Genomic DNA, 18932 nt, shown 5'->3' on the forward strand with positions numbered 1-18932 from the left:
TTAAGGAAATGATTTGAGAACAATAAGCGTTGCACACTCTCCGGATGCCGATGATATTTTTATGTACTATGCCATTAAGTTTGGTTGGGTAACACCTCATGAGACAAAATTTGAAAATATAGCCGATGATATTGAAACTCTTAATCAAGCAACTCTAAAAGGGCAATACGATATTTGTGCCATCTCATTTGCACTTTACCCTTTTGTGAAAGAGGATTATGCCCTGTTAAGAACGGCGGTGAGTTTTGGAAATGGGTATGGACCCAAACTGATTAAAAAAAAGGGTACTCAACTCAAAAAGAATTTCAAAGTGGCGTTAAGCGGTGAGTTTACTACCAATGGTTTACTCTTTAAAATTGCCTATCCTGAAGCTAAAATAACGTATTTAAACTTTTTAGAGATTGAAGAGGCTGTTCTTAATGGCACGGTAGATGCAGGCGTATTGATTCATGAATCTATTTTGACCTATAATGATGCCTTAGAGGTTGAAAGAGAGATTTGGGATATATGGCAAGAACTTGCTGGAAAAGAGTTGCCATTGCCTTTAGGAGGAATGTGTCTTCGACGTTCAATCCCTCTGCATCATGCCATTGACTACGAACAAACATTAATAGATGCCGTCAAAGTAGCCAATTCAAATAAAAAAGTGTTGTCAAAAATGCTCTTAGAGAGAGGTTTGATTCGTGTGGATGCACCTACGTTAGAGAAATATTTAGAACTTTATGCCAATGATGACTCTATAGAGTTAAGCGAACTTCAATATGATGCGTTGGATAAACTCTATGAATTGGGCTATCAACATGGTTTTTATGAAAACTTGGTTAAATCAAGAGATTTTTTAATTCCTACACAATATCGTGAACTAAGAGCCAAATAGTGGCAACAAATGAGTTTAAAACCATAGACTTTTCAAAATACAGCTCCATTCATATTGGTCCCGTGTGTGAAGTTTTGGTCATAAATGAAATCAACTCGTATGAGGAATACCAAATTATTGGTCGTGCAAATAATTTGCTCATATCACCAAAGCCTCATCAATTTGCAATTTTGGGAGATGCTTTTGATTATATCAAGCAAGAAGAGAGTAAGCTGTACGTTGGATGTGCAACGACCAGTGGAAAACTTTTAACCTATACTAAAAATCACAACATTGCACACTTAGAATTTTTAGCAAAATTGCCTGGTAATTTGGGCGGTTTGGTGAAGATGAACGCAGGGTTAAAGTCATGGGAAATATTTAATTATATTCATGCGATTAAAACCAAAGAGGGGTATATAAAAAAAGAGGATATTCTCTATTCGTATCGATACACAAATATAGAGGATATTGTCTATGAAGTGGTTTTTAATATAGAGTCTGGTTTTTCAAAAGAGCGACTCAAAGCGTTTAATGCCATGAGAGATAACCAACCACACACTCCCAGTGCAGGAAGCTGTTTTAAAAATCCAGAAGGTGATTTTGCAGGGCGCTTGATTGAAGCGGTTGGATTAAAAGGGTTTGAAAAAGGAGGAATGGCTTTTTCAAATCAACATGCCAATTTTTTAGTTAATAATGGAAATGGTACCTATGAAGAGGCCATTTTTTTAATCAATCTTGCCAAAGAAAAAGTCAAAGAGCGTTTTGACATTGTGCTGGAAGAAGAGATAAGTATTTGCTGAAAATTTGACTTTCTATAAGAAAAATATTTAATAGTAGGGATTAAGTCGTTTTAATTAAATTATGATAGAATGGCAACTTCAAAAATTTTAGGGGTTATTACATAGTGAAAAACTTAGTTATCGTAGAGTCACCAGCAAAAGCAAAAACAATAGCAAAATTTCTTGACAAAGATTATGTCGTAATGGCATCAATGGGACATGTGAGAGATTTACCTAAGTCTAAACTTGGATTTGATCCCAATGATAATTTTAAACCACAATATTTAATATCAACCGATAAGCGAAAAGTCATCGCTGACCTAAAAAAACAGATTACAAAAGATACCGTTATCTACCTCGCAGCCGATGAGGATAGAGAGGGAGAAGCCATTGCGTGGCACTTAATACCTGCACTTAAAATTGAAAAAAACCCTTTAAAAAGAATTGTTTTTCATGAAATTACCAAAGGGGCAATTTTAGATGCACTGCAACACCCAAGAGAGGTCAATCAAAATTTGGTCGATGCGCAACAAGCACGAAGAATTTTAGACCGAGCTGTGGGATACGAACTTTCACCTCTGTTGTGGAAAAAAGTACGGTACGGTTTGAGTGCTGGACGAGTACAAAGCGTTGCTGTACGAATTATTGTTGACAGAGAGAATGAAATAAGAGCGTTTATTCCTGAAGAGTTTTGGAAAATCAAAGCCGATTTTATCAATCCCGAATTAAAAGCTGAGTTGGCAAAAATTGAGGGAAAAGTTAAAAGAGTAGAAAATGAAGAGCAAGCACGTCTCATTGAAGCTTCAATTCATCAAGGCAATTTTGTATTAAATGAGATTGAAGAGAAAGATACCACTCGTTCACCTGCGGCTCCTTTTACCACTTCGACACTGCAACAAGAAGCCAGCAGAAAATTGGGATATTCTGTTAAACAAACCATGATTATTGCGCAACAGTTGTATGAAGGAAATGTGGGCAATATTCCAAACCACACAGGTGGACTTATTACGTATATGAGAACCGATTCATTAAATCTTTCAACCGTAGCAACAAGTGCAGCGAAAGAGGTGATTGAAGCGCAATATGGCAAAGAGTATGCTCTGGCAAAACCACGATTGTACAAAGCCAAATCAAAAGGAGCACAAGAAGCTCACGAAGCCATCAGACCTGTTAATATGGCTTTGAAACCCTCTCAAATAAAAGAGTTTGTGGACAATTCACAATTTAGACTCTACTCTCTTATTTGGAAACGAACCATTGCTACCCAAATGGCAACAGCAAAAATTGCCAATACAACGTATAAAATTCTTGCAGGAAAAGATCAAGAGTTTGAGTTTCAAGCTAAGGGTCAAAGAATCATTTTCCCAGGGTTTATGAGAGCGTATACCGAAGGAAGTGATAATCCTGAAGCCGCACTTGACAGCACCGAAAAGATTTTGCCTAATATTGCTCAAGGAACGGTTTTAGAACGGGATAATTTAGAGTGCGAACAAAACTTTACTAAACCACCTGCAAGATACACAGAAGCTTCATTGGTTAAAAAACTTGAGTCAGAAGGAATAGGGCGACCATCAACTTATGCCCCTACGATTTCAACGATTCAACAACGAGAGTATGTGGTCAAAACCGAAGATAAAAAACTTGCACCTACTGCCACAGGTGAAGTGGTCAACAGCTTTTTGGTTGATCATTTCCCTGAAATTGTAGACTTGGGATTTACTGCGCGTGTGGAAGAGGAGTTTGATGATATTGCTGAGGGTAAAATTGCTTGGGAACAAGTGATGCAGAGTTTTTACGGCGATTTCAAAAAAAGCATTGATGCCAAAGAAGAGAGTATTGACAGAAACGATTACGCTCAAATTCGTGAAATTGGACTCGATCCTAAAAGTGGAAAACCTGTCAGTGCCAGAGTGGGACGATTTGGTCCCTTTGTTCAAATAGGTACTAAAGATGATGAAGAGAAACCTCTTTTTGTTGCCATTCCTGCACATTTGAATATGGATACGATTACGTTAGATGAAGCTCTGTTTTTATTCACCCTTCCAAGAGTGGTGGGTGCATTGGAAAATGGCGATGAAATCAAAGCCAATATTGGTCGATTTGGTCCCTATTTACAAGTGAAAACAAAATTCTATTCACTTAAGAACGATGATCCGTATACCATTGAGTTACCACGTGCATTAGAGGTGATTCAAGAGTTGGATGAAGCAAAAGAGAAATCTACAATTAAATCGTTTGATAAAGAGAAAATTCAAGTCTTAATTGGTCAATATGGACCATATATTAAACAAGGGCGAAAGAACTTTAAAATACCTAAAGGTTTAGAAGCAGAGAGTTTAACATTAGAGCAGTGTTTAGAAATTATTGAAAAAGACCCTAAAAACAGAGGGGCTAAAAAAACAGTTGCGAAAAAAGCGCCTGCTAAAAAAACTGCAGCCAAAACAACCACCAAAGCTCCTGCAAAAAAGACGGCAAGTAAAAAGAGCACAACGCCTAAGAAATAGTTATGAAAATAGCCGTATTATCTGATAGCCATCTTAAAGTGGGCTACACAAAGGAGGTCATTGAGTTTTTAAAGACTCAAGGGGCTGCGTATATTATCCATGCAGGTGATTTGTGTACCAAAGATAATTTGGAGACCATTAAAAAAGCACAACTGCCATATGTGTGTGTTTTTGGCAACAATGACAATCGGCTTTTACGTTATGCCCATGAGTACAATATAAAAAAAGAGCCTTACTACTTTAAAATTCAAGAGATTAAATTTAAGTTGATGCATTTGCCTTTTTATCTTTCAAGTGATGATTGCCAAGTGGTGATTTTTGGACACACGCACATTTTTGAAGCGGAAGTTAAAGAGGGTACTCTTTTTTTAAATCCAGGAGAAGTGTGTGCCAGAGAGAAACCACTCATTGAGGCAGTGTTGCTAGAAATTAATGAAAATGAGTATATAATTAACTACTATACCAAAGAGATTCATTCAGAAATATTTGAAAAAAAAGAGATACGATATGATAGAAAATAAAAAAATATATTTTTGTGCCATTTGTAATATTGAGAGTGGTACGTGCAATGAAGATTGTAAATTTTGTACACAAAGTGTTCGATATAAAGCGGACATTGCTCGATATAAAAGAAAAGAGATAGCGCAAATTCTTAAAGAAGCCAAAGCAGCTAAAGCGAATCATGCTGTAGGGTTTTGTTTGGTAACGGCGGGAAAAGGTTTAGATGATAAACGTTTGGCATTTGTATGTGAAGCTGCACGTGCGGTTAAAGCTGAGGTAAAAGATATAAAAATTATTGCATGTAATGGAACGGCTTCTTTGGAACAACTCAAAGCATTAAAAGCTGCGGGCGTAGATAATTACAATCATAACCTAGAGACATCGCGCCATTTTTACAAAGAGATTTGTACTACACATGAGTGGGATGAACGATACCAAACATGTTTGAATGCCAAAGAAGCAGGTCTTAAACTGGTGTGTGGTGGAATTTTTGGAATGGGAGAAACACAAGAAGACAGAGTTTCAATGCTTGAAGCCATTGCCTCATTAGAGCCTATGAATGTGCCATTAAACTTTTTTCACCCCAATGAAGCGTTGCCAATTGTGAAAAACACCATCAACAAAGAAGAGGCATTTAAGCTCATTGAATTGGCTCGTAAAATGATTCCCAATGCACATAAAATTATGATTGCAGGTGGACGAGAAGTGATGTTTGGAGAAGAGCAGTATGATGTCTTTAAACATGGTGCAAACTCAATTGTTATTGGTGATTATCTTACTACTACAGGAACCACTCCAAAAGAAGAGATTGAAGCCATTCAAAAAGCAGGGTATGAAATCGCTGCGCAGTGCGATAAAAAATAGTTAAGGATAAAAATGGGAAGTGATATATCATTAATCATCAGTGTTTCGCTCATCATATTTGCTTCGCCATTGATATCGCAAAAGGTTAAAATCCCCACTGTCTCTATTGAGATTGTATTGGGGGCATTATGTGCCTATTTTTTACTTATTCCAGAGAATGCAATTTTTGAACTTGTGGCTCAATTGGGATTTCTGTATTTGATGTTTTTAGCTGGACTGGAAGTGGATTTAAAGAAGCTGGTGAACATATCTCCTTCCATGTTAAGAAGAAGTTTGCTTTATGTTACGGTGCTTTATGTGCTCTCACTGATGGGGACACTCTATTTGGGATTGGGAAAAATATTTATTGTGATTTTACCTTTAATCTCCATTGGATTATTGGCCAGCTTAAAAAAAGAGTATGGCGATCAAGAGTGGGTAACGCTTGCTATTACGGTTGGACTGATTGGTGAAATCATCTCTATTATTGTCTTAACAACGGTCAGTGCTGGTTTGGAGTTTGGTTTTGGTTGGGATTTTGCCAAAACATTGATTCTTTTTCTTATTTTTATGTTTATCATGCTTTTGGTCTATAAAGTGTTTCATAACTTGGTTTGGTGGTATCCTGAAATCAAAACTTTTTTGATGCCAAAAGAGGACAATCAAGAGCAAGATATACGACTCTCTATGGCAATTTTCTTTTTAATGATTGCTTTAATGGTCTATTTAAAACTCGAAGTGGCATTTGGAGCATTTATTGCAGGCTCATTTATTGTAACGTTTTTTGAACACAACAAAGCACTGCCTACGAAACTCGAACACTTTGGATTTGGATGGTTGGTACCACTGTTTTTTATCTATGTGGGATCGTCGTTTGAGTTGGAATCAATGTTTCATGATGGATTATTTGTAAGAGCCGTCGCTATTTGTGGAAGTATGATTATGATTCGATTATTGGCCTCTTTGGTCTTTCTTAAAGTCATAGAGAAAAAGAATATTGTGATGTTAGCACTTTCACACTCAATGCCATTAACCCTTTTAATTGCGGTTGCAACACTGGCGTATCACAACCACTCAATTACGCAATCGTATTACTATGCGTTTATTTTGGCCTCTATTCTTGAAGTACTTTTTGTTATGTTTGTGATTCGCTTACTTCAACCCAGATTCTTCAAAAACAACGTTAACTAAATCTTCGTTGTAAGTGACTTTATAATCTTTAGGGCTTGCAGGAAGTTTTAATACAATTCTAAAGAAGTTTTCATCTTGGTGATTGCCAATGATGATTTTACTAAAGTATTGTGAATTCAAATCTTTTCGAACGGTATAAAAAGAGGTGGTTGCTCTGAAATCCAAAATGATTTTATTTTCATCGTTGATATCAAATTTTTGAAACACTTCATATTTTGATTTAATCTCTAAATCTTTACCTTCAAAACGTAATTCAACACCTGGAAGCAGTGAAATAACAGCTTGTTTGGTATACATTTTTTGTCGTAATGGTACATACACAACTTTTTCACTTGGAACCTTTTTGACAACCTCTTTTTTCGCAACAACCTCTTTTTTCACTACAGGTGCTTTCACCTCTTCTTTTACGGGTTCAACAACAGGAACAGGGGTCATTTTTTCATATTGGGAGTCATCTTTTTTTGCTTGAAATTCAGCAGGATAATCCTCTTCAATTTCCATAACTCTTGCCATCTCATCTTTGTATGTTTTCGTTGGCTCAAACGGGTTCTCTCTCGCATTTACATTGTTTGTTACTATGACAAAAAGTGTCACTAATAAAGAAAAAAGTTTCATTCTTCAGGCTCCAAGTTTTTTAATTCAAAATATTCTTTTTGCAACCGTGCGTTTTCAAGTTGCAATCTTTTGATTTCGTTTTTTAAGTATGCTTTTTTACTCTTTAAAGAAGCGTAAACTTCATAAGAGTTTGTACCAAAAAGCAAGTTTGCTACATGTAAACTAAGAAATATAGTAATAACAACAGAAACAGCTGCTACTGCTATAAATTTTTTTTTATTCATTATTTAGAAAAAGGTTGTTTCCCTAAATATTCTGCATAACCGATTTCGGCACCAATTTCCAGCAATCTGTTATATTTTGCGATTCTGTCACTTCTTGCTGTACTCCCCGTTTTGATTTGACCGCAATTCAATGCCACTGCAAAGTCAGCAATAAACGCATCTTCACTCTCTCCACTTCTATGACTCATAACGCAGTTATAGTTGTTTCGTTGTGCCAATCGGATTGTCAACATCGTTTCACTGATGGTTCCAATTTGATTGGGTTTAATCAAAATGGCATTGGCAATCTTTTTATCAATACCTTCTGCTAAAATTGCTGCATTGGTTACAAACAAATCATCACCAACTAATTGTACACTATTTCCAAGTTTTTCAGTCAAGATTTTCCATCCATCCCAGTCATCTTCACTCAATCCATCTTCAATAGAGACGATGGGGTATTTAGAACAAAGGTCAGCATAGTATGATACTAACTCAGAAGATGTGATTTCTCTGTTTTCTGATTTTAAAACATAAAGACCTTTATCGTTGATTAATTCACTTGCTGCAACATCTAACGCAATGGCAATTTGCTCACCTGCTTTATATCCTGCTTTTTCAATGGCTTGCATGATCACTTGGATAGGCTCTTCGTTTGATTTTAAGTTCGGAGCAAAACCACCCTCATCTCCTACCGCTGTACTTTCACCCATTGAATCTATGACTTTTTTGAGGTTTTGATAAATTTCAGCAACGGCTCTTAATCCTTCATTAAAATCTTCAAATCCTACGGGCATAATCATATACTCTTGAAAATCTACTGAGTTATTTGCGTGTTCTCCGCCGTTGATGATATTAAACATAGGTACTGGCATTGTCATGGCATTTGCCCCACCTAAGTATCGGTATAATGGAAGTTTTAAAGATTTTGCAGCTGCTCGTGCGACAGCCATAGAGACACCCAAAACAGCGTTTGCACCAAGATTTGAGTAGTTAGAAGTTCCATCAAGATCTTTCATTGTAGCGTCAATTTCTGCTTGGTTATATGGGCTTAAACCTAATAATTCATCTGCAATTGTGGTGTTAACATTTTCGACTGCTTTTAAAACACCTTTGCCCATATATCTGTTATCTGCATCTCTTAACTCTAAAGCTTCTCTTTTTCCTGTACTTGCTCCACTTGGAACAATGGCACTCTCTTTTGTACCATCACTGAGAACCACGGTTGCTCGAACTGTGGGGTTACCTCTAGAGTCTAAAACTTCATCTGCGTATATATTATCAATAAATACCACTCGTATCTCCTATAAGAATTATATTATTTTGACTTATTATACAGAATTTTTTATTCGTAATTGCTTTGATAGGGGAAAATATATAAAATGTGATATTCAGGGTATGTGTAGAGCAGGTATGTGCGTTATTAAGCAGAGAAAAGAGATAAACTCTTTACTCAACTTCGTTTTCAACTTCTCCTTGAATAATGGCATCATTTATCCCCATGGCTTCAAGAATTTTCGTTTCAATTTCAGCGGCAATTTCAGGATTGTCTTTTAAGAAAACTTTTGAGTTTTCTCGTCCTTGTCCTACTTTTTGGTCATTGTAACTGAACCACGCTCCCGCTTTATCAATGATGTCGAGTTTAACACCATAATCAATGAGTTCACCTGTTTTTGAAATTCCTTCACCAAACATAATATCAAACTCAGCTTGTTTAAAAGGAGGGGCCACTTTATTTTTAACCACTTTGACTTTGACTCGGTTCCCAATAGAGTTTTCACCTTGTTTAAGTGTGGCAATTCTTCGGATATCCAATCGAATAGAAGAGTAAAATTTCAGTGCATTTCCACCCGTGGTTGTTTCAGGACTTCCGTATCCCGTCATTCCAATTTTCATTCGGATTTGGTTAATAAAAATAACCGTACAGTGCATTTTGTTTAAAAGTCCAGTGATTTTTCGTAGAGCTTTACTCATCAATCTTGCTTGTACCCCAACTTGTTGGTCATCCATATCTCCATCGATTTCAACTTTTGGTGTCAGTGCGGCAACTGAATCGATAACAATTAAATCAACAGCACCACTACGGATGACGGTTTCAAGAATCTCTAACGCTTGTTCTCCATAATCGGGTTGTGAAACTAAAAGGTTATCAATATCAACACCCAGATTTTTGGCATACACCGTATCAAGTGCGTGCTCTGCATCAATAAAAGCACACACGCCACCTGCTTTTTGAGACTCAGCAATGGCATGAAGCGTCAAGGTTGTTTTCCCTGAACTCTCAGGTCCATAAATTTCAATAACTCTTCCTTTTGGAAGTCCTCCCACTCCAAGTGCGACGTCAAGCCCCAGGGAACCTGTACTGATTGCTTCGAGAGGTTCAATGACTTTATCCCCTAATCGTATTAACGCTCCTTTACCAAAAGCTTTGTCAATTTGTTTAATGGCAAGGTCAAGTGATTTTCTTTGATTATCATCCATGTTTCAGTCCTATGTTTTTGTTTTATGTTGGAATTTTAGCAGAAATTATGCGAAGGGATAATTTTTATTGCAAATTGCAATATTTATTTTTCTTCTTCAGATTTTTTTTGTAATTCTTCGATTTTTTCTATGGTTTTAATGTGAGAGCTTACTCTTTTTTTCATGGTATATGACTTAATGTGCTTTGCAAGAATTTTGGTATATTTTTTATAATTCCTTGAATCCACTTCATAAGTTGCAAGTTTTTTCTGAATTTTAAGTATATCTTCTGGTATCACATTGTTGGTCATGCATAAACCTACCTTTTAGTTTTGTTTATGTATGATAACAAATATTCATTAAAAAAGATAAACAATGCTTGAGTTGGTAATAGAAAATAGAAAAATTGGCTTAAAATACCCCCCTTTAGTTATAGTAGAGATTGGCATCAATCATGGTGGTAATTTAGATGTGGCATTTGAAATGGTAGATGCTGCACATAAAGCTGGTGCAGAAGTCATCAAACATCAAACCCATATTGTTGAAGATGAGATGAGTAAAGCAGCTAAAAAAGTCATCCCAGGAAATGCAACAGAATCTATTTATGACATCATGGCTTCGTGTGCCTTAAATGAAGAAGATGAAACCAAACTCAAAGAGTATGTCGAATCAAAAGGCATGATATTTTTAAGTACGCCTTTTTCAAGAGCAGCGGCAAATCGACTTGAAAAGATGGGTGTAAGTGCTTATAAAATAGGTTCGGGTGAGTGTAATAATTATCCTTTAATAGAACATATTGCCTCTTTTAAAAAACCAATGATTGTAAGTACGGGTATGAATAGTCTTGAGCAAGTACGTAAAACAGTGGCAATATTAGAACAACATAAAGTGCCTTATGCACTTTTACATACAACGAATTTATACCCAACTCCTTCTCATCTTGTTCGATTGGGTGCCATGCAAGCACTCTGTGAAGAGTTTCCTGATGCTATTATTGGACTTTCTGATCATACGACAAACAATTTGGCCTGTTTTGCAGCAACGGCATTGGGAGCTTCTATTTTAGAACGCCATTTTACAGACAGCATGGAAAGAGTTGGACCCGATATTATCAACTCCATGGATCCTGTTGCATTAAAAGAGTTAATTGAGGGAAGCACTCAAATTGCTTTGATGAGAGGTGGCATTAAAGAGGCTGCCAGCGAAGAGCAAGTGACGATTGACTTTGCGTTTGCTACGGTTGTTACCATTAAAGCGATGAAAAAAGGTGAAGTATTTACTAAAGAGAATATTTGGGTCAAACGTCCAGGTACAGGTGAAATTAAAGCAGAGTTTTATAATGATTTATTGGGGAAAAGTGTCAATAAAGATTTGGCTCTTGATGAGCATATTTCATGGAGTGATGTCAATGAATAAAAAACGTATTGTATTTCTTACTGGCACTCGTGCTGATTTTGGAAAGATGAAATCGCTTATAAAAATTACACAAAATTCATCGTTGTTTGATGTGCATATTTTTGTTACAGGCATGCACATGATTGAACAATATGGGAAGACCATTATAGAAGTTCAAAAATCGGGGTTTAAAAATATTTATCCCTTTATCAATCACGATGAAATTGTCCATATGGACAGAAACTTGGCCACAACCATTAATGGGTTTTCTCACTACATTGGAGAGATGAAACCCGATTTGATTGTGGTACATGGGGACAGAATTGAAGCGATGGCAGGAGCGATTGTTGGCAGTTTAAATAACATTTTGGTCGCACACATTGAAGGCGGAGAAATTTCAGGAACGATTGATGAACTCATCCGCCACTCTATTTCAAAACTCGCACACATTCATTTGGTCTCAAATGAACAAGCAAAAAAAAGATTGGTGCAAATGGGTGAATATGAAGAGGCTATTTTTACCATTGGATCACCCGATTTGGATATCATGAATTCAAAAGAACTGCCAACTTTAGAGTTTGTTAAAAACTACTATCAAATCAACTTTGAAAAATATGCTTTATTGATGTTTCATCCTGTTACAACCGAACTTAAACAGATGAAAAAACAGGTCAAAGTTTTTGTGGATGCGATTATCAAAAGTAATCAAAACTACATTGTGATTTATCCCAACAATGACATGGGCTCAAACCTTATTTTACAAGAGTATGAACGATTTGAGAACAATGAAAAAATAAAAATCTTTCCCTCTTTACGATTTGAGTTTTTTCTGGTGTTATTAAAACATGCACAATTTGTGATTGGTAACTCAAGTGCAGGGGTAAGAGAAGCCCCTTATTACCATATTCCAACGGTGAATATTGGCAATCGACAAAATAATCGAGTGAGTTCTAAAAATATCATCAATGTGGAGTATAAAGAAGATCTTATTTTAGAAGCCATAACCAACGCTTTGGGAAAAGGAAGAGTGGAGCAAGACGTTGACTTTGGAGAGGGGAAAAGTGATGAAAACTTTTTAAAACTCTTAAGCGATGAGGTGGTGTGGAAAATCTCTAATCAGAAGCAATTTAGGGACATAGGATGAAAATACTCTCTGTTATTCCAGCGCGTGGTGGCTCAAAAGGATTGCCTCGAAAAAACATTGTTGACCTTTTAGGTAAACCTTTGATGGCTTGGAGTATAGAAGCTTCTTTAAGATCAAAATATATCACTAAAACCGTGGTCTCTTCAGAAGATGATGAAATTTTAGAAATTGCAAAAGAGTTTGGAGCAGAAACGTTAAAACGTGATGCAAAGTTGGCTTCTGATGAGGCAAAAACTGAGCCAGTAATTTTAGATGTGGTAAAAAAATTAGATGAAACGTTTGACTATATTGTACTGCTTCAAGCGACTTCGCCTTTACGAACTGCAAAACATATTGATGAAGCATTTGAACAGATGTTTCAAAATAACGCAAAAGCGTTAATCAGTGTGTATGAACCTGATCACTCACCTTTAAAAGCCTTTGTTACCGATGAAAACAACTGTTTAAAAGGGATTGTTAATGATGAGTATCCTTTTTTTCCAAGACAACTCTTACCTAAAACATATTATCCTAATGGGGCAATATATATCGTTGATACCAAAATGTTTTTAGCGCATGAACGATTGTTTATTGAAGGGCAAACGAGTTTTTATTTGATGGATAAGAAAATGAGTAAAGATATTGATACATTCAGTGATTTAGAAGAGATCACAAATGATTTTCAATCAGAGAGAAAAAATTAAATGGAAGATTTTAACGCTATTGTAGATAATGTGCTTACGGTGTGTTTGCAAAATATTGAAGAAAAAAGTATTGGTCAAGAGACCATTGTAGGGCTTTATTATATTAAAGATTATTTGAAAAATGGGCATACCCTTTCTGAACAAAACAAAATGCTCACAGATAAAATACTCTTCTCGTTAAAACATAAAAAAGAGCTGCATTTTTACATTTCACATGATATTCGATTTCTGATTTTGCTTTATTTAGTGGGTTCCATACAAAATATCAAGTTTGAACAAAAACGATTAAAAGAGTTTTTTTCTATCTATTTAATCTTTGAAGAGTTTGAAAACATCATAGATAATAAAGAGTTGATTCATCTTTTATTTCCCCAAGATAAATTGAGCAGCTATTTGAAATATCTTTATTATGCCATTATTGCGGACAAAGGATTTTGGAAGCGAACATTACTTGAAAAAGAGAAAATTATTTATAAACTCTTTTTTATCACACTGTTTATTTATGAAAGAAGCAAAGAAGCGTATCATGAAATGTTTGGCTATTTGTATGAACTGTTTGAGAAAGCTTTAAAACAAAAAGATGAAGAGTTTCTTTTTTATCTCTATTTTCCTTTACACTTTTCTCATAATGGAGTAGCTACAATACCAGCAGAGTTCAAATATTTTAATGACAAAGTTGAAGTTAAATATGAAAAATATATTCAAGAGAACTTGATTGACAAATATAAACTTCAACCGGTTCAAAGAGATATCAGTTCAAAAAAAGTGATTAAAATTGCATTTTTGCAAGAGCGATTGATAAACTACTCCATCTATAAAGTCTTTTATTCGCTTGTTAAAAGTTTAAGTGAACAAAAGAGTTTAAACTATGAAATTGTTATTTTGGATTTGAATTTTCCACAACTGAGTGGATCTAACTATTTTATGCAAGAAGAGATTAAAGCTTTGGGGTTTGAGTTTATTGATTGTCATACTAAATTAGTAGGTCAAAGTAGCCCTTTTTATACCCCTTTAAAAAAATGTTTGGATTTACGTAATTTAATCATTGAAAATGAGATTGATATTTTAATTGGAATGCACACTCAAATTGAGTATAACTTTCTTTTTACAACAAGAACGGCACCCACACAAATATATTGGAGTCATGGGAATTCTGAGTACAATATTAAAAACATAGATAAAAAAATATCGCATTTTGTTCAAAAGAGCCGTGCTGAAGAGTTTAAAACATTTAATGTAACGGGTGATTATACACGCGATGATGATATCGCTTATGAGGAAGAAGCCAAAGCCATTCGAGAGACGTTCCCAAAAGATGTTGTGATTTTAGGCAGCATTGGACGACTCATAAAAATCGATAATTTAGAGTATTTAAATACAGTCTTAGAGATTATGAAGCAAAATCTTAATACAATCTATATAGCTTGTGGCGATGGTGATACCAAACATATAAAGAGATTTTTAAAAGAGCATGACCTTGAAAATCGATTTGTTTTTCCTGGGTTTGTAAATACAAAAGTGTATGGACGCGTTATTGATATATATTTGAACACCTTCCCCGATCCTGGTGGTGAGAGTGTGAATGAATTTAGAACGTTAGGTTCAAATAAATTTGTAGTAAATTTAGTAAATAATTGAAAGAATATAAAAGAGAATGAAATTGGAAAAGATTATTGTACCTCATGAATATAACTATATTGGCGCTTTTGTGTCATTGGGATGTAATTTAACCTGCGATTATTGTATCAATTTAAACGAAGAAAATTCAACAAGAAAAAGTGTTTCACGAAAGCCGATGTCAGGAAAAGACTGGGCAAAAGCAATTAACAGATTGTCTATTTTAAATGATGATTTACCCATTACGTTACAAGGGGGAGAACCTACAATTCATAAAGATTTTTATGAGCTGGTTAATGGGGTAAACGATGGCGTCAAACTTGATTTATTGACCAATATGATTTTTGATGTCGATGAATTTATTGCTAAAATTGATCCTAAGAAATTTACACGAGAAGCCAAATATGCGGCTATTCGAGTCAGTTATCATCCGGGACAAAATGATATTGATGATTTGATACAAAAAGCCAAAAAGTTTGATAAAGCAGGATTTTATATTGGTATTTATGCGGTGATGGTGCCTCAAAATCAAGAGCACATTAAAGCCGTGCAAGAGAAATGTTTGGCTCAAGGCATTGATTTTAGAATCAAAGAGTATTTGGGCTTTGATGGACAACAGTGGCATGGTACGTATAAGTACGATGAAGCCATCTCTCAAAAAGTTGAAAAATATTGTGATTGTAAAACCACAGAACTTATCATTGCGCCAAGTGGTCATGTGTTCAGATGTCACTCAGACTTGTATGAAAACCGAACCCCAATAGGGCACATTTTAGACCTCAATTTTGATATTGAACAAATTCATAGACCTTGTTATGTTTTTGGGCACTGTAACCCTTGTGATATCAAAGTTAAAACCAATCGACACCAAATTTTTGGACACACCTCTGTGGATATTCAAAATATCCGAGAGTTAACTAAAGAGGAGAGATTAGCGTTAGAAAATAATGCTAACTTTGGTTTAGGACTTTATAATTATGAAAAAGACAAAGAGTTTATCCATGACTAGTTTTTTAGATTCACATAAATTAAATTACCATCCCAAAGAGATTGCACAATTTTTAGATGGCAATCTGAAAGCACCCATTTATGTAGAAATTTCTCCTACGGGTGTGTGTAATCATAAATGTCTGTTTTGTAACTATAACTATTTAGGACATGAAGGACGTTTTAAAAAAGGGAAAATGTTAGAACTCGTTCGAGAGTTTGCACAAATGGGTGTTAAATCTTTAGTCTTTGCTGGAAATGGTGAACCCACACTGCATGTAGATACGTTTGAAGCCATTCAATTGGCAAAAAGTTTAGGTATTGATGTAGCTCTGAGTACAAATGGAGCACTTTTAAAAGAGAAACATTTTGAAATTTTAGTTAAAAACCTCACTTGGATTCGTTTTTCATTTAATGCAGGAAGTGCAGAAAATTATGCCCTTGTTCATCAAACCGATGTGAAAGATTTTGATAAAGTCATTGAAAATATCAGAAAACTTAAAGAGGCAAAAAAGAGATTCAACAGTGATATTACCATTGGAAGTCAATGTGTTTTGATTCCTGAAAATAAAGAGTACATTATTGAACATGCCAACAGATTAAAAGATTTGGGAGTGGATTATTTCAGTGTTAAACATTTTTACAATCATCTTCACAATGAATACAGTACTCAAACCAATTTTTTAGATAATGCGTATTTAAAATCTTTAGAAGATGAGTCTGAGAGAATCAGTGACAGCAATTTTTCCTTCGTTGTAAGAAGTACGCAAAATTTAACGAGTCAAAGAGTGTATGATAAATGTTATGGTTTAGAATTTATTGTTTTTATTGATGAGCTAGGAGATGTTTACACTTGTTTTTCACATCAGCATGATAAAAAAACCATACATGGGAATATCTTTGAAAAAAGTTTTCAAGAGATTTGGAATTCAAAAGAGAAAAAAAATGCATTGGATTATATAAATGATTGCATAGATAAAAATATGTGTCAACCTAACTGTCGTCATCATCAGATTAACAATTATCTTTGGAGTATAAAACATCCAAATATTGAACATATCAATTTTATATAATGGATAAATGATGAAAGTAATATTGACAGGTGCAAGTGGAGCACTAGGAAATATAGTTTTAAACAGTTTGTTAGAACAAAATATTGAAGTCATTGCAATTTCAAGAGATAAAAAGCCAGATAACTTATCAAAACAAGTAGAATGGATTCAAGATGATATAAATAATATAGATAACTATAAAATTGGTGGGGTTTCATATATTATACATTTAGCAGCTAAATTAGATATACCATCAATTAGTGCAAATAGCTATTTATTTGATAATATTTTTACTACATGCAATTTAATTAAGTTTGCTAAAAATAATGGGATTAATAAATTTATTTATGCTTCTTCTTTATCTGTTTATGGGAGTATTGCGGATGATATTTTATATGAAGATAGTAATAAGACTAATTTAAATAATTATGGTTTGTCAAAATTGTATTCCGAAGAATTATTGAGAGATGAAAAAAGTTTAAAAAGTTTATCTATAAGATTACCTGGAATTGTAGGTAAAAATATTAATTCTTCTTGGTTCACTTCTATAATTAATAGCCTAAAAAAAGGTGAATCTGTAAATATATATAATGAAAACAGCTTATTTAATAATATTGTATATGCAAATGATTTTGCAAATTTTATTGTTTATATCATTAATAATAAAAAATTAAAATCTAGTGATGTTATAAATATGTCATGTACAGGGTACAAAAAAGTTGGTGAACTCGTTAATGAGACAAAAATATTATTAAATTCTAATAGTGAAGTGCTTATTAATAATTCTATAAAAACATCATTTACTATTTCAAATGATAAGTTAACAAAAAAATATAATTATAAACCTATGCATATTGATAAAATATTGTATGCGTTATGTAAAGATTGAAAGGGATAATAAAATGTTTTTATCAGAAAATGAATTTTTTAATAAGTATGGGAATGAATATAAAAGTATGTTAGAAGAGATAACCTTTTATGTAAATAATCCAGATATTTTAAAACAAAAATGTAGCGAAACTAAAGAAAAAACAGTTAATGGTTTACCAGCTCCTACAGCTGATGATTTTGCTTATAAATTGAATCTTTATAAAGGATTAATAAGATTTCCAGAAAGATTAAAGAATTATATAACTGCAAAGAATCAGAAACTAGATTCAGTTGTAAGGCATTTACCAATAATTTTAGATATAGAACCAAATAGTAGATGTAATTTTAGTTGTATTATGTGTCAAGTTAGAGATTGGGATAATAATAAAAGAGCAAATGATATTAATTTTGATGAATTTAAAAAATTAGTAGATGAACAGTATGGGTTGACAGAAGTAAAACTTCTAGGTATTGGAGAACCTCTGATGCATAAACAGTTTTTTGATATGCTAGATTATTTGATAGAGAAAAATATTTGGGTACGTACAACTACAAATGGTTCATATTTACATAAAAATGATAATTATAAGAAACTTGTCGATTCTGGAATAGGAGAAGTTCAAATATCTTTTGATGGTGCGACTAAAGAAGTTTTTGAAAAAATTAGAATAAATTCAAATTTTGAGCAAATTATTGACAATGTAACAATGTTAAATAAATATGCAAATTCTAAGAATAGATTGATGAGTAGAATGTGGATACTAATTCAAAATAGCAATTCTCATCAGATTAAAGAGTTTATCTCTATAGCTAGAAAAATGGAATTTAAAAGAATTACATTTTCAATAGGTATTGGAGATTGGGGGCAAGAACAGTTTAGAAGTGATACTTTGCAAGTTAAAAGTAAAAGTAGAGAAGAGATAATAACAGAAGTTAAAAACTTAATTGTTCAAAATAAAGATTTGGATATTACATTTTGGGATTTACAAGAAAGCTATAATAAAGACAATATCTGTAAATGGCCATTTACGAGAGCTTTTATTGGCTCTGATATGAGAATAGCTCCTTGCTGTATGATAGGAAATCCAGATATTAAAGATATAGGGAATGCAAAAAATTTTACTACAGTATGGAATTCAAAATCATATCAAGATTTTAGAAATTCTCATTTAGAAAATAAAATACCAAATTATTGTATGAATTGTTATAAGTAGAATATAAGGGAATAA

General features: G+C 34.0%; 19 protein-coding genes. 14 read left to right on the forward strand and 5 right to left on the reverse strand.

Features of this window, described 5'->3' with window-relative positions; all coding sequences use genetic code 11:
* Positions 1–13: 13 nt before the first annotated feature.
* The 6 genes from ACNI3C_RS05075 to ACNI3C_RS05100 all read left to right on the forward strand — a co-directional run bounded on the left by ACNI3C_RS05075 (position 14) and on the right by ACNI3C_RS05100 (position 6677).
* Positions 14–877 carry a menaquinone biosynthesis family protein gene (locus ACNI3C_RS05075; RefSeq protein WP_419771167.1) on the forward strand — a complete coding sequence of 288 codons (864 nt, stop codon included), beginning with the start codon at positions 14–16 and terminating at the stop codon, positions 875–877.
* Complete coding sequence (locus ACNI3C_RS05080; protein WP_419771168.1) at positions 877–1659, forward strand: UDP-N-acetylmuramate dehydrogenase; 783 nt, start codon at positions 877–879, stop codon at positions 1657–1659. Before ACNI3C_RS05075 ends, ACNI3C_RS05080 begins: the two co-directional genes overlap by 1 nt.
* A gap of 104 nt (positions 1660–1763) precedes the next feature.
* Positions 1764–4142 (forward strand): type I DNA topoisomerase, encoded by a 2379-nt coding sequence (topA, locus tag ACNI3C_RS05085; RefSeq protein WP_419771169.1) that lies wholly within the window; start codon positions 1764–1766, stop codon positions 4140–4142.
* Positions 4143–4144: 2 nt separating this feature from the next.
* Entirely contained in the window at positions 4145–4663 is a 519-nt protein-coding gene (locus ACNI3C_RS05090; protein WP_419771170.1) for a metallophosphoesterase family protein, read from the forward strand.
* A complete protein-coding gene (locus tag ACNI3C_RS05095; protein ID WP_419771171.1) occupies positions 4650–5507 on the forward strand; it encodes a biotin synthase in 858 nt (285 codons plus the stop codon). The genes ACNI3C_RS05090 and ACNI3C_RS05095 overlap by 14 nt, the downstream gene beginning before the upstream one ends.
* A gap of 12 nt (positions 5508–5519) precedes the next feature.
* Positions 5520–6677: a cation:proton antiporter gene (locus ACNI3C_RS05100; protein ID WP_419771172.1), complete on the forward strand. Its 1158-nt coding sequence runs from the start codon at positions 5520–5522 to the stop codon at positions 6675–6677.
* Here ACNI3C_RS05100 and ACNI3C_RS05105 read toward each other — a convergent pair.
* The 5 genes from ACNI3C_RS05105 to ACNI3C_RS05125 all read right to left on the reverse strand — a co-directional run bounded on the left by ACNI3C_RS05105 (position 6639) and on the right by ACNI3C_RS05125 (position 10266).
* On the reverse strand, positions 6639–7292 hold the full coding sequence (locus ACNI3C_RS05105) for an AMIN domain-containing protein (RefSeq protein WP_419771173.1): 654 nt from the start codon (positions 7290–7292) through the stop codon (positions 6639–6641). The genes ACNI3C_RS05100 and ACNI3C_RS05105 overlap by 39 nt on opposite strands.
* The gene (locus ACNI3C_RS05110; RefSeq protein ID WP_419771174.1) at positions 7289–7516 is read right to left on the reverse strand and encodes a septum formation initiator; all 228 of its coding nucleotides are present in this window, start codon (positions 7514–7516) and stop codon (positions 7289–7291) included. Before ACNI3C_RS05110 ends, ACNI3C_RS05105 begins: the two co-directional genes overlap by 4 nt.
* Complete coding sequence (gene eno, locus ACNI3C_RS05115; RefSeq protein WP_419771175.1) at positions 7516–8790, reverse strand: phosphopyruvate hydratase; 1275 nt, start codon at positions 8788–8790, stop codon at positions 7516–7518. The genes ACNI3C_RS05110 and eno overlap by 1 nt, the downstream gene beginning before the upstream one ends.
* A 154-nt stretch (positions 8791–8944) precedes the next feature.
* A complete protein-coding gene (gene recA / locus ACNI3C_RS05120) occupies positions 8945–9976 on the reverse strand; it encodes a recombinase RecA (RefSeq protein WP_419771176.1) in 1032 nt (343 codons plus the stop codon).
* A gap of 83 nt (positions 9977–10059) precedes the next feature.
* Positions 10060–10266: a hypothetical protein gene (locus ACNI3C_RS05125; RefSeq protein WP_419771177.1), complete on the reverse strand. Its 207-nt coding sequence runs from the start codon at positions 10264–10266 to the stop codon at positions 10060–10062.
* 64 nt (positions 10267–10330) lie between these two features.
* On the opposite strand from ACNI3C_RS05125, the gene ACNI3C_RS05130 reads away from it, so the two are divergent.
* From ACNI3C_RS05130 to ACNI3C_RS05165, 8 genes are read left to right on the forward strand one after another with little or no spacing between them, the layout of a single operon-like run.
* Positions 10331–11371, forward strand: coding sequence for an N-acetylneuraminate synthase family protein (locus tag ACNI3C_RS05130; RefSeq protein ID WP_419771178.1), 1041 nt, complete (start codon positions 10331–10333; stop codon positions 11369–11371).
* On the forward strand, positions 11364–12494 hold the full coding sequence (gene neuC / locus ACNI3C_RS05135) for a UDP-N-acetylglucosamine 2-epimerase (protein ID WP_419771179.1): 1131 nt from the start codon (positions 11364–11366) through the stop codon (positions 12492–12494). Before ACNI3C_RS05130 ends, neuC begins: the two co-directional genes overlap by 8 nt.
* A complete protein-coding gene (locus tag ACNI3C_RS05140) occupies positions 12491–13177 on the forward strand; it encodes an acylneuraminate cytidylyltransferase family protein (protein WP_419771180.1) in 687 nt (228 codons plus the stop codon). The genes neuC and ACNI3C_RS05140 overlap by 4 nt, the downstream gene beginning before the upstream one ends.
* Positions 13178–14815, forward strand: coding sequence for a glycosyltransferase family protein (locus ACNI3C_RS05145; RefSeq protein ID WP_419771181.1), 1638 nt, complete (start codon positions 13178–13180; stop codon positions 14813–14815).
* Positions 14816–14837: 22 nt separating this feature from the next.
* Complete coding sequence (locus ACNI3C_RS05150) at positions 14838–15803, forward strand: radical SAM protein (RefSeq protein ID WP_419771182.1); 966 nt, start codon at positions 14838–14840, stop codon at positions 15801–15803.
* A complete protein-coding gene (locus ACNI3C_RS05155; protein ID WP_419771183.1) occupies positions 15796–16854 on the forward strand; it encodes a radical SAM protein in 1059 nt (352 codons plus the stop codon). Before ACNI3C_RS05150 ends, ACNI3C_RS05155 begins: the two co-directional genes overlap by 8 nt.
* A 10-nt stretch (positions 16855–16864) precedes the next feature.
* The gene (locus ACNI3C_RS05160; protein WP_419771184.1) at positions 16865–17722 is read left to right on the forward strand and encodes an NAD-dependent epimerase/dehydratase family protein; all 858 of its coding nucleotides are present in this window, start codon (positions 16865–16867) and stop codon (positions 17720–17722) included.
* 13 nt (positions 17723–17735) lie between these two features.
* On the forward strand, positions 17736–18917 hold the full coding sequence (locus ACNI3C_RS05165) for a radical SAM protein (protein WP_419771185.1): 1182 nt from the start codon (positions 17736–17738) through the stop codon (positions 18915–18917).
* Positions 18918–18932: the final 15 nt, after the last annotated feature.

This window comes from Marinarcus sediminis (SeqCode) (assembly GCF_048571275.1).
Taxonomy (GTDB): Bacteria; Campylobacterota; Campylobacteria; order Campylobacterales; family Arcobacteraceae; genus Marinarcus; species Marinarcus sediminis.

Bases quoted from the DNA above. Each gene is read 5' to 3' on its own strand.
- ACNI3C_RS05090 (WP_419771170.1), top strand. From the start codon at position 4,145: ATGAAAATAGCCGTATTATCTGATAGCCATCTTAAAGTGGGCTACACA.
- ACNI3C_RS05095 (WP_419771171.1), top strand. From the start codon at position 4,650: ATGATAGAAAATAAAAAAATATATTTTTGTGCCATTTGTAATATTGAG.
- ACNI3C_RS05100 (WP_419771172.1), top strand. From the start codon at position 5,520: ATGGGAAGTGATATATCATTAATCATCAGTGTTTCGCTCATCATATTT.
- ACNI3C_RS05105 (WP_419771173.1), bottom strand. From the start codon at position 7,292: ATGAAACTTTTTTCTTTATTAGTGACACTTTTTGTCATAGTAACAAAC.
- ACNI3C_RS05110 (WP_419771174.1), bottom strand. From the start codon at position 7,516: ATGAATAAAAAAAAATTTATAGCAGTAGCAGCTGTTTCTGTTGTTATT.
- recA (WP_419771176.1), bottom strand. From the start codon at position 9,976: ATGGATGATAATCAAAGAAAATCACTTGACCTTGCCATTAAACAAATT.
- ACNI3C_RS05125 (WP_419771177.1), bottom strand. From the start codon at position 10,266: ATGACCAACAATGTGATACCAGAAGATATACTTAAAATTCAGAAAAAA.
- ACNI3C_RS05130 (WP_419771178.1), top strand. From the start codon at position 10,331: ATGCTTGAGTTGGTAATAGAAAATAGAAAAATTGGCTTAAAATACCCC.
- neuC (WP_419771179.1), top strand. From the start codon at position 11,364: ATGAATAAAAAACGTATTGTATTTCTTACTGGCACTCGTGCTGATTTT.
- ACNI3C_RS05140 (WP_419771180.1), top strand. From the start codon at position 12,491: ATGAAAATACTCTCTGTTATTCCAGCGCGTGGTGGCTCAAAAGGATTG.
- ACNI3C_RS05145 (WP_419771181.1), top strand. From the start codon at position 13,178: ATGGAAGATTTTAACGCTATTGTAGATAATGTGCTTACGGTGTGTTTG.
- ACNI3C_RS05155 (WP_419771183.1), top strand. From the start codon at position 15,796: ATGACTAGTTTTTTAGATTCACATAAATTAAATTACCATCCCAAAGAG.
- ACNI3C_RS05160 (WP_419771184.1), top strand. From the start codon at position 16,865: ATGAAAGTAATATTGACAGGTGCAAGTGGAGCACTAGGAAATATAGTT.
- ACNI3C_RS05165 (WP_419771185.1), top strand. From the start codon at position 17,736: ATGTTTTTATCAGAAAATGAATTTTTTAATAAGTATGGGAATGAATAT.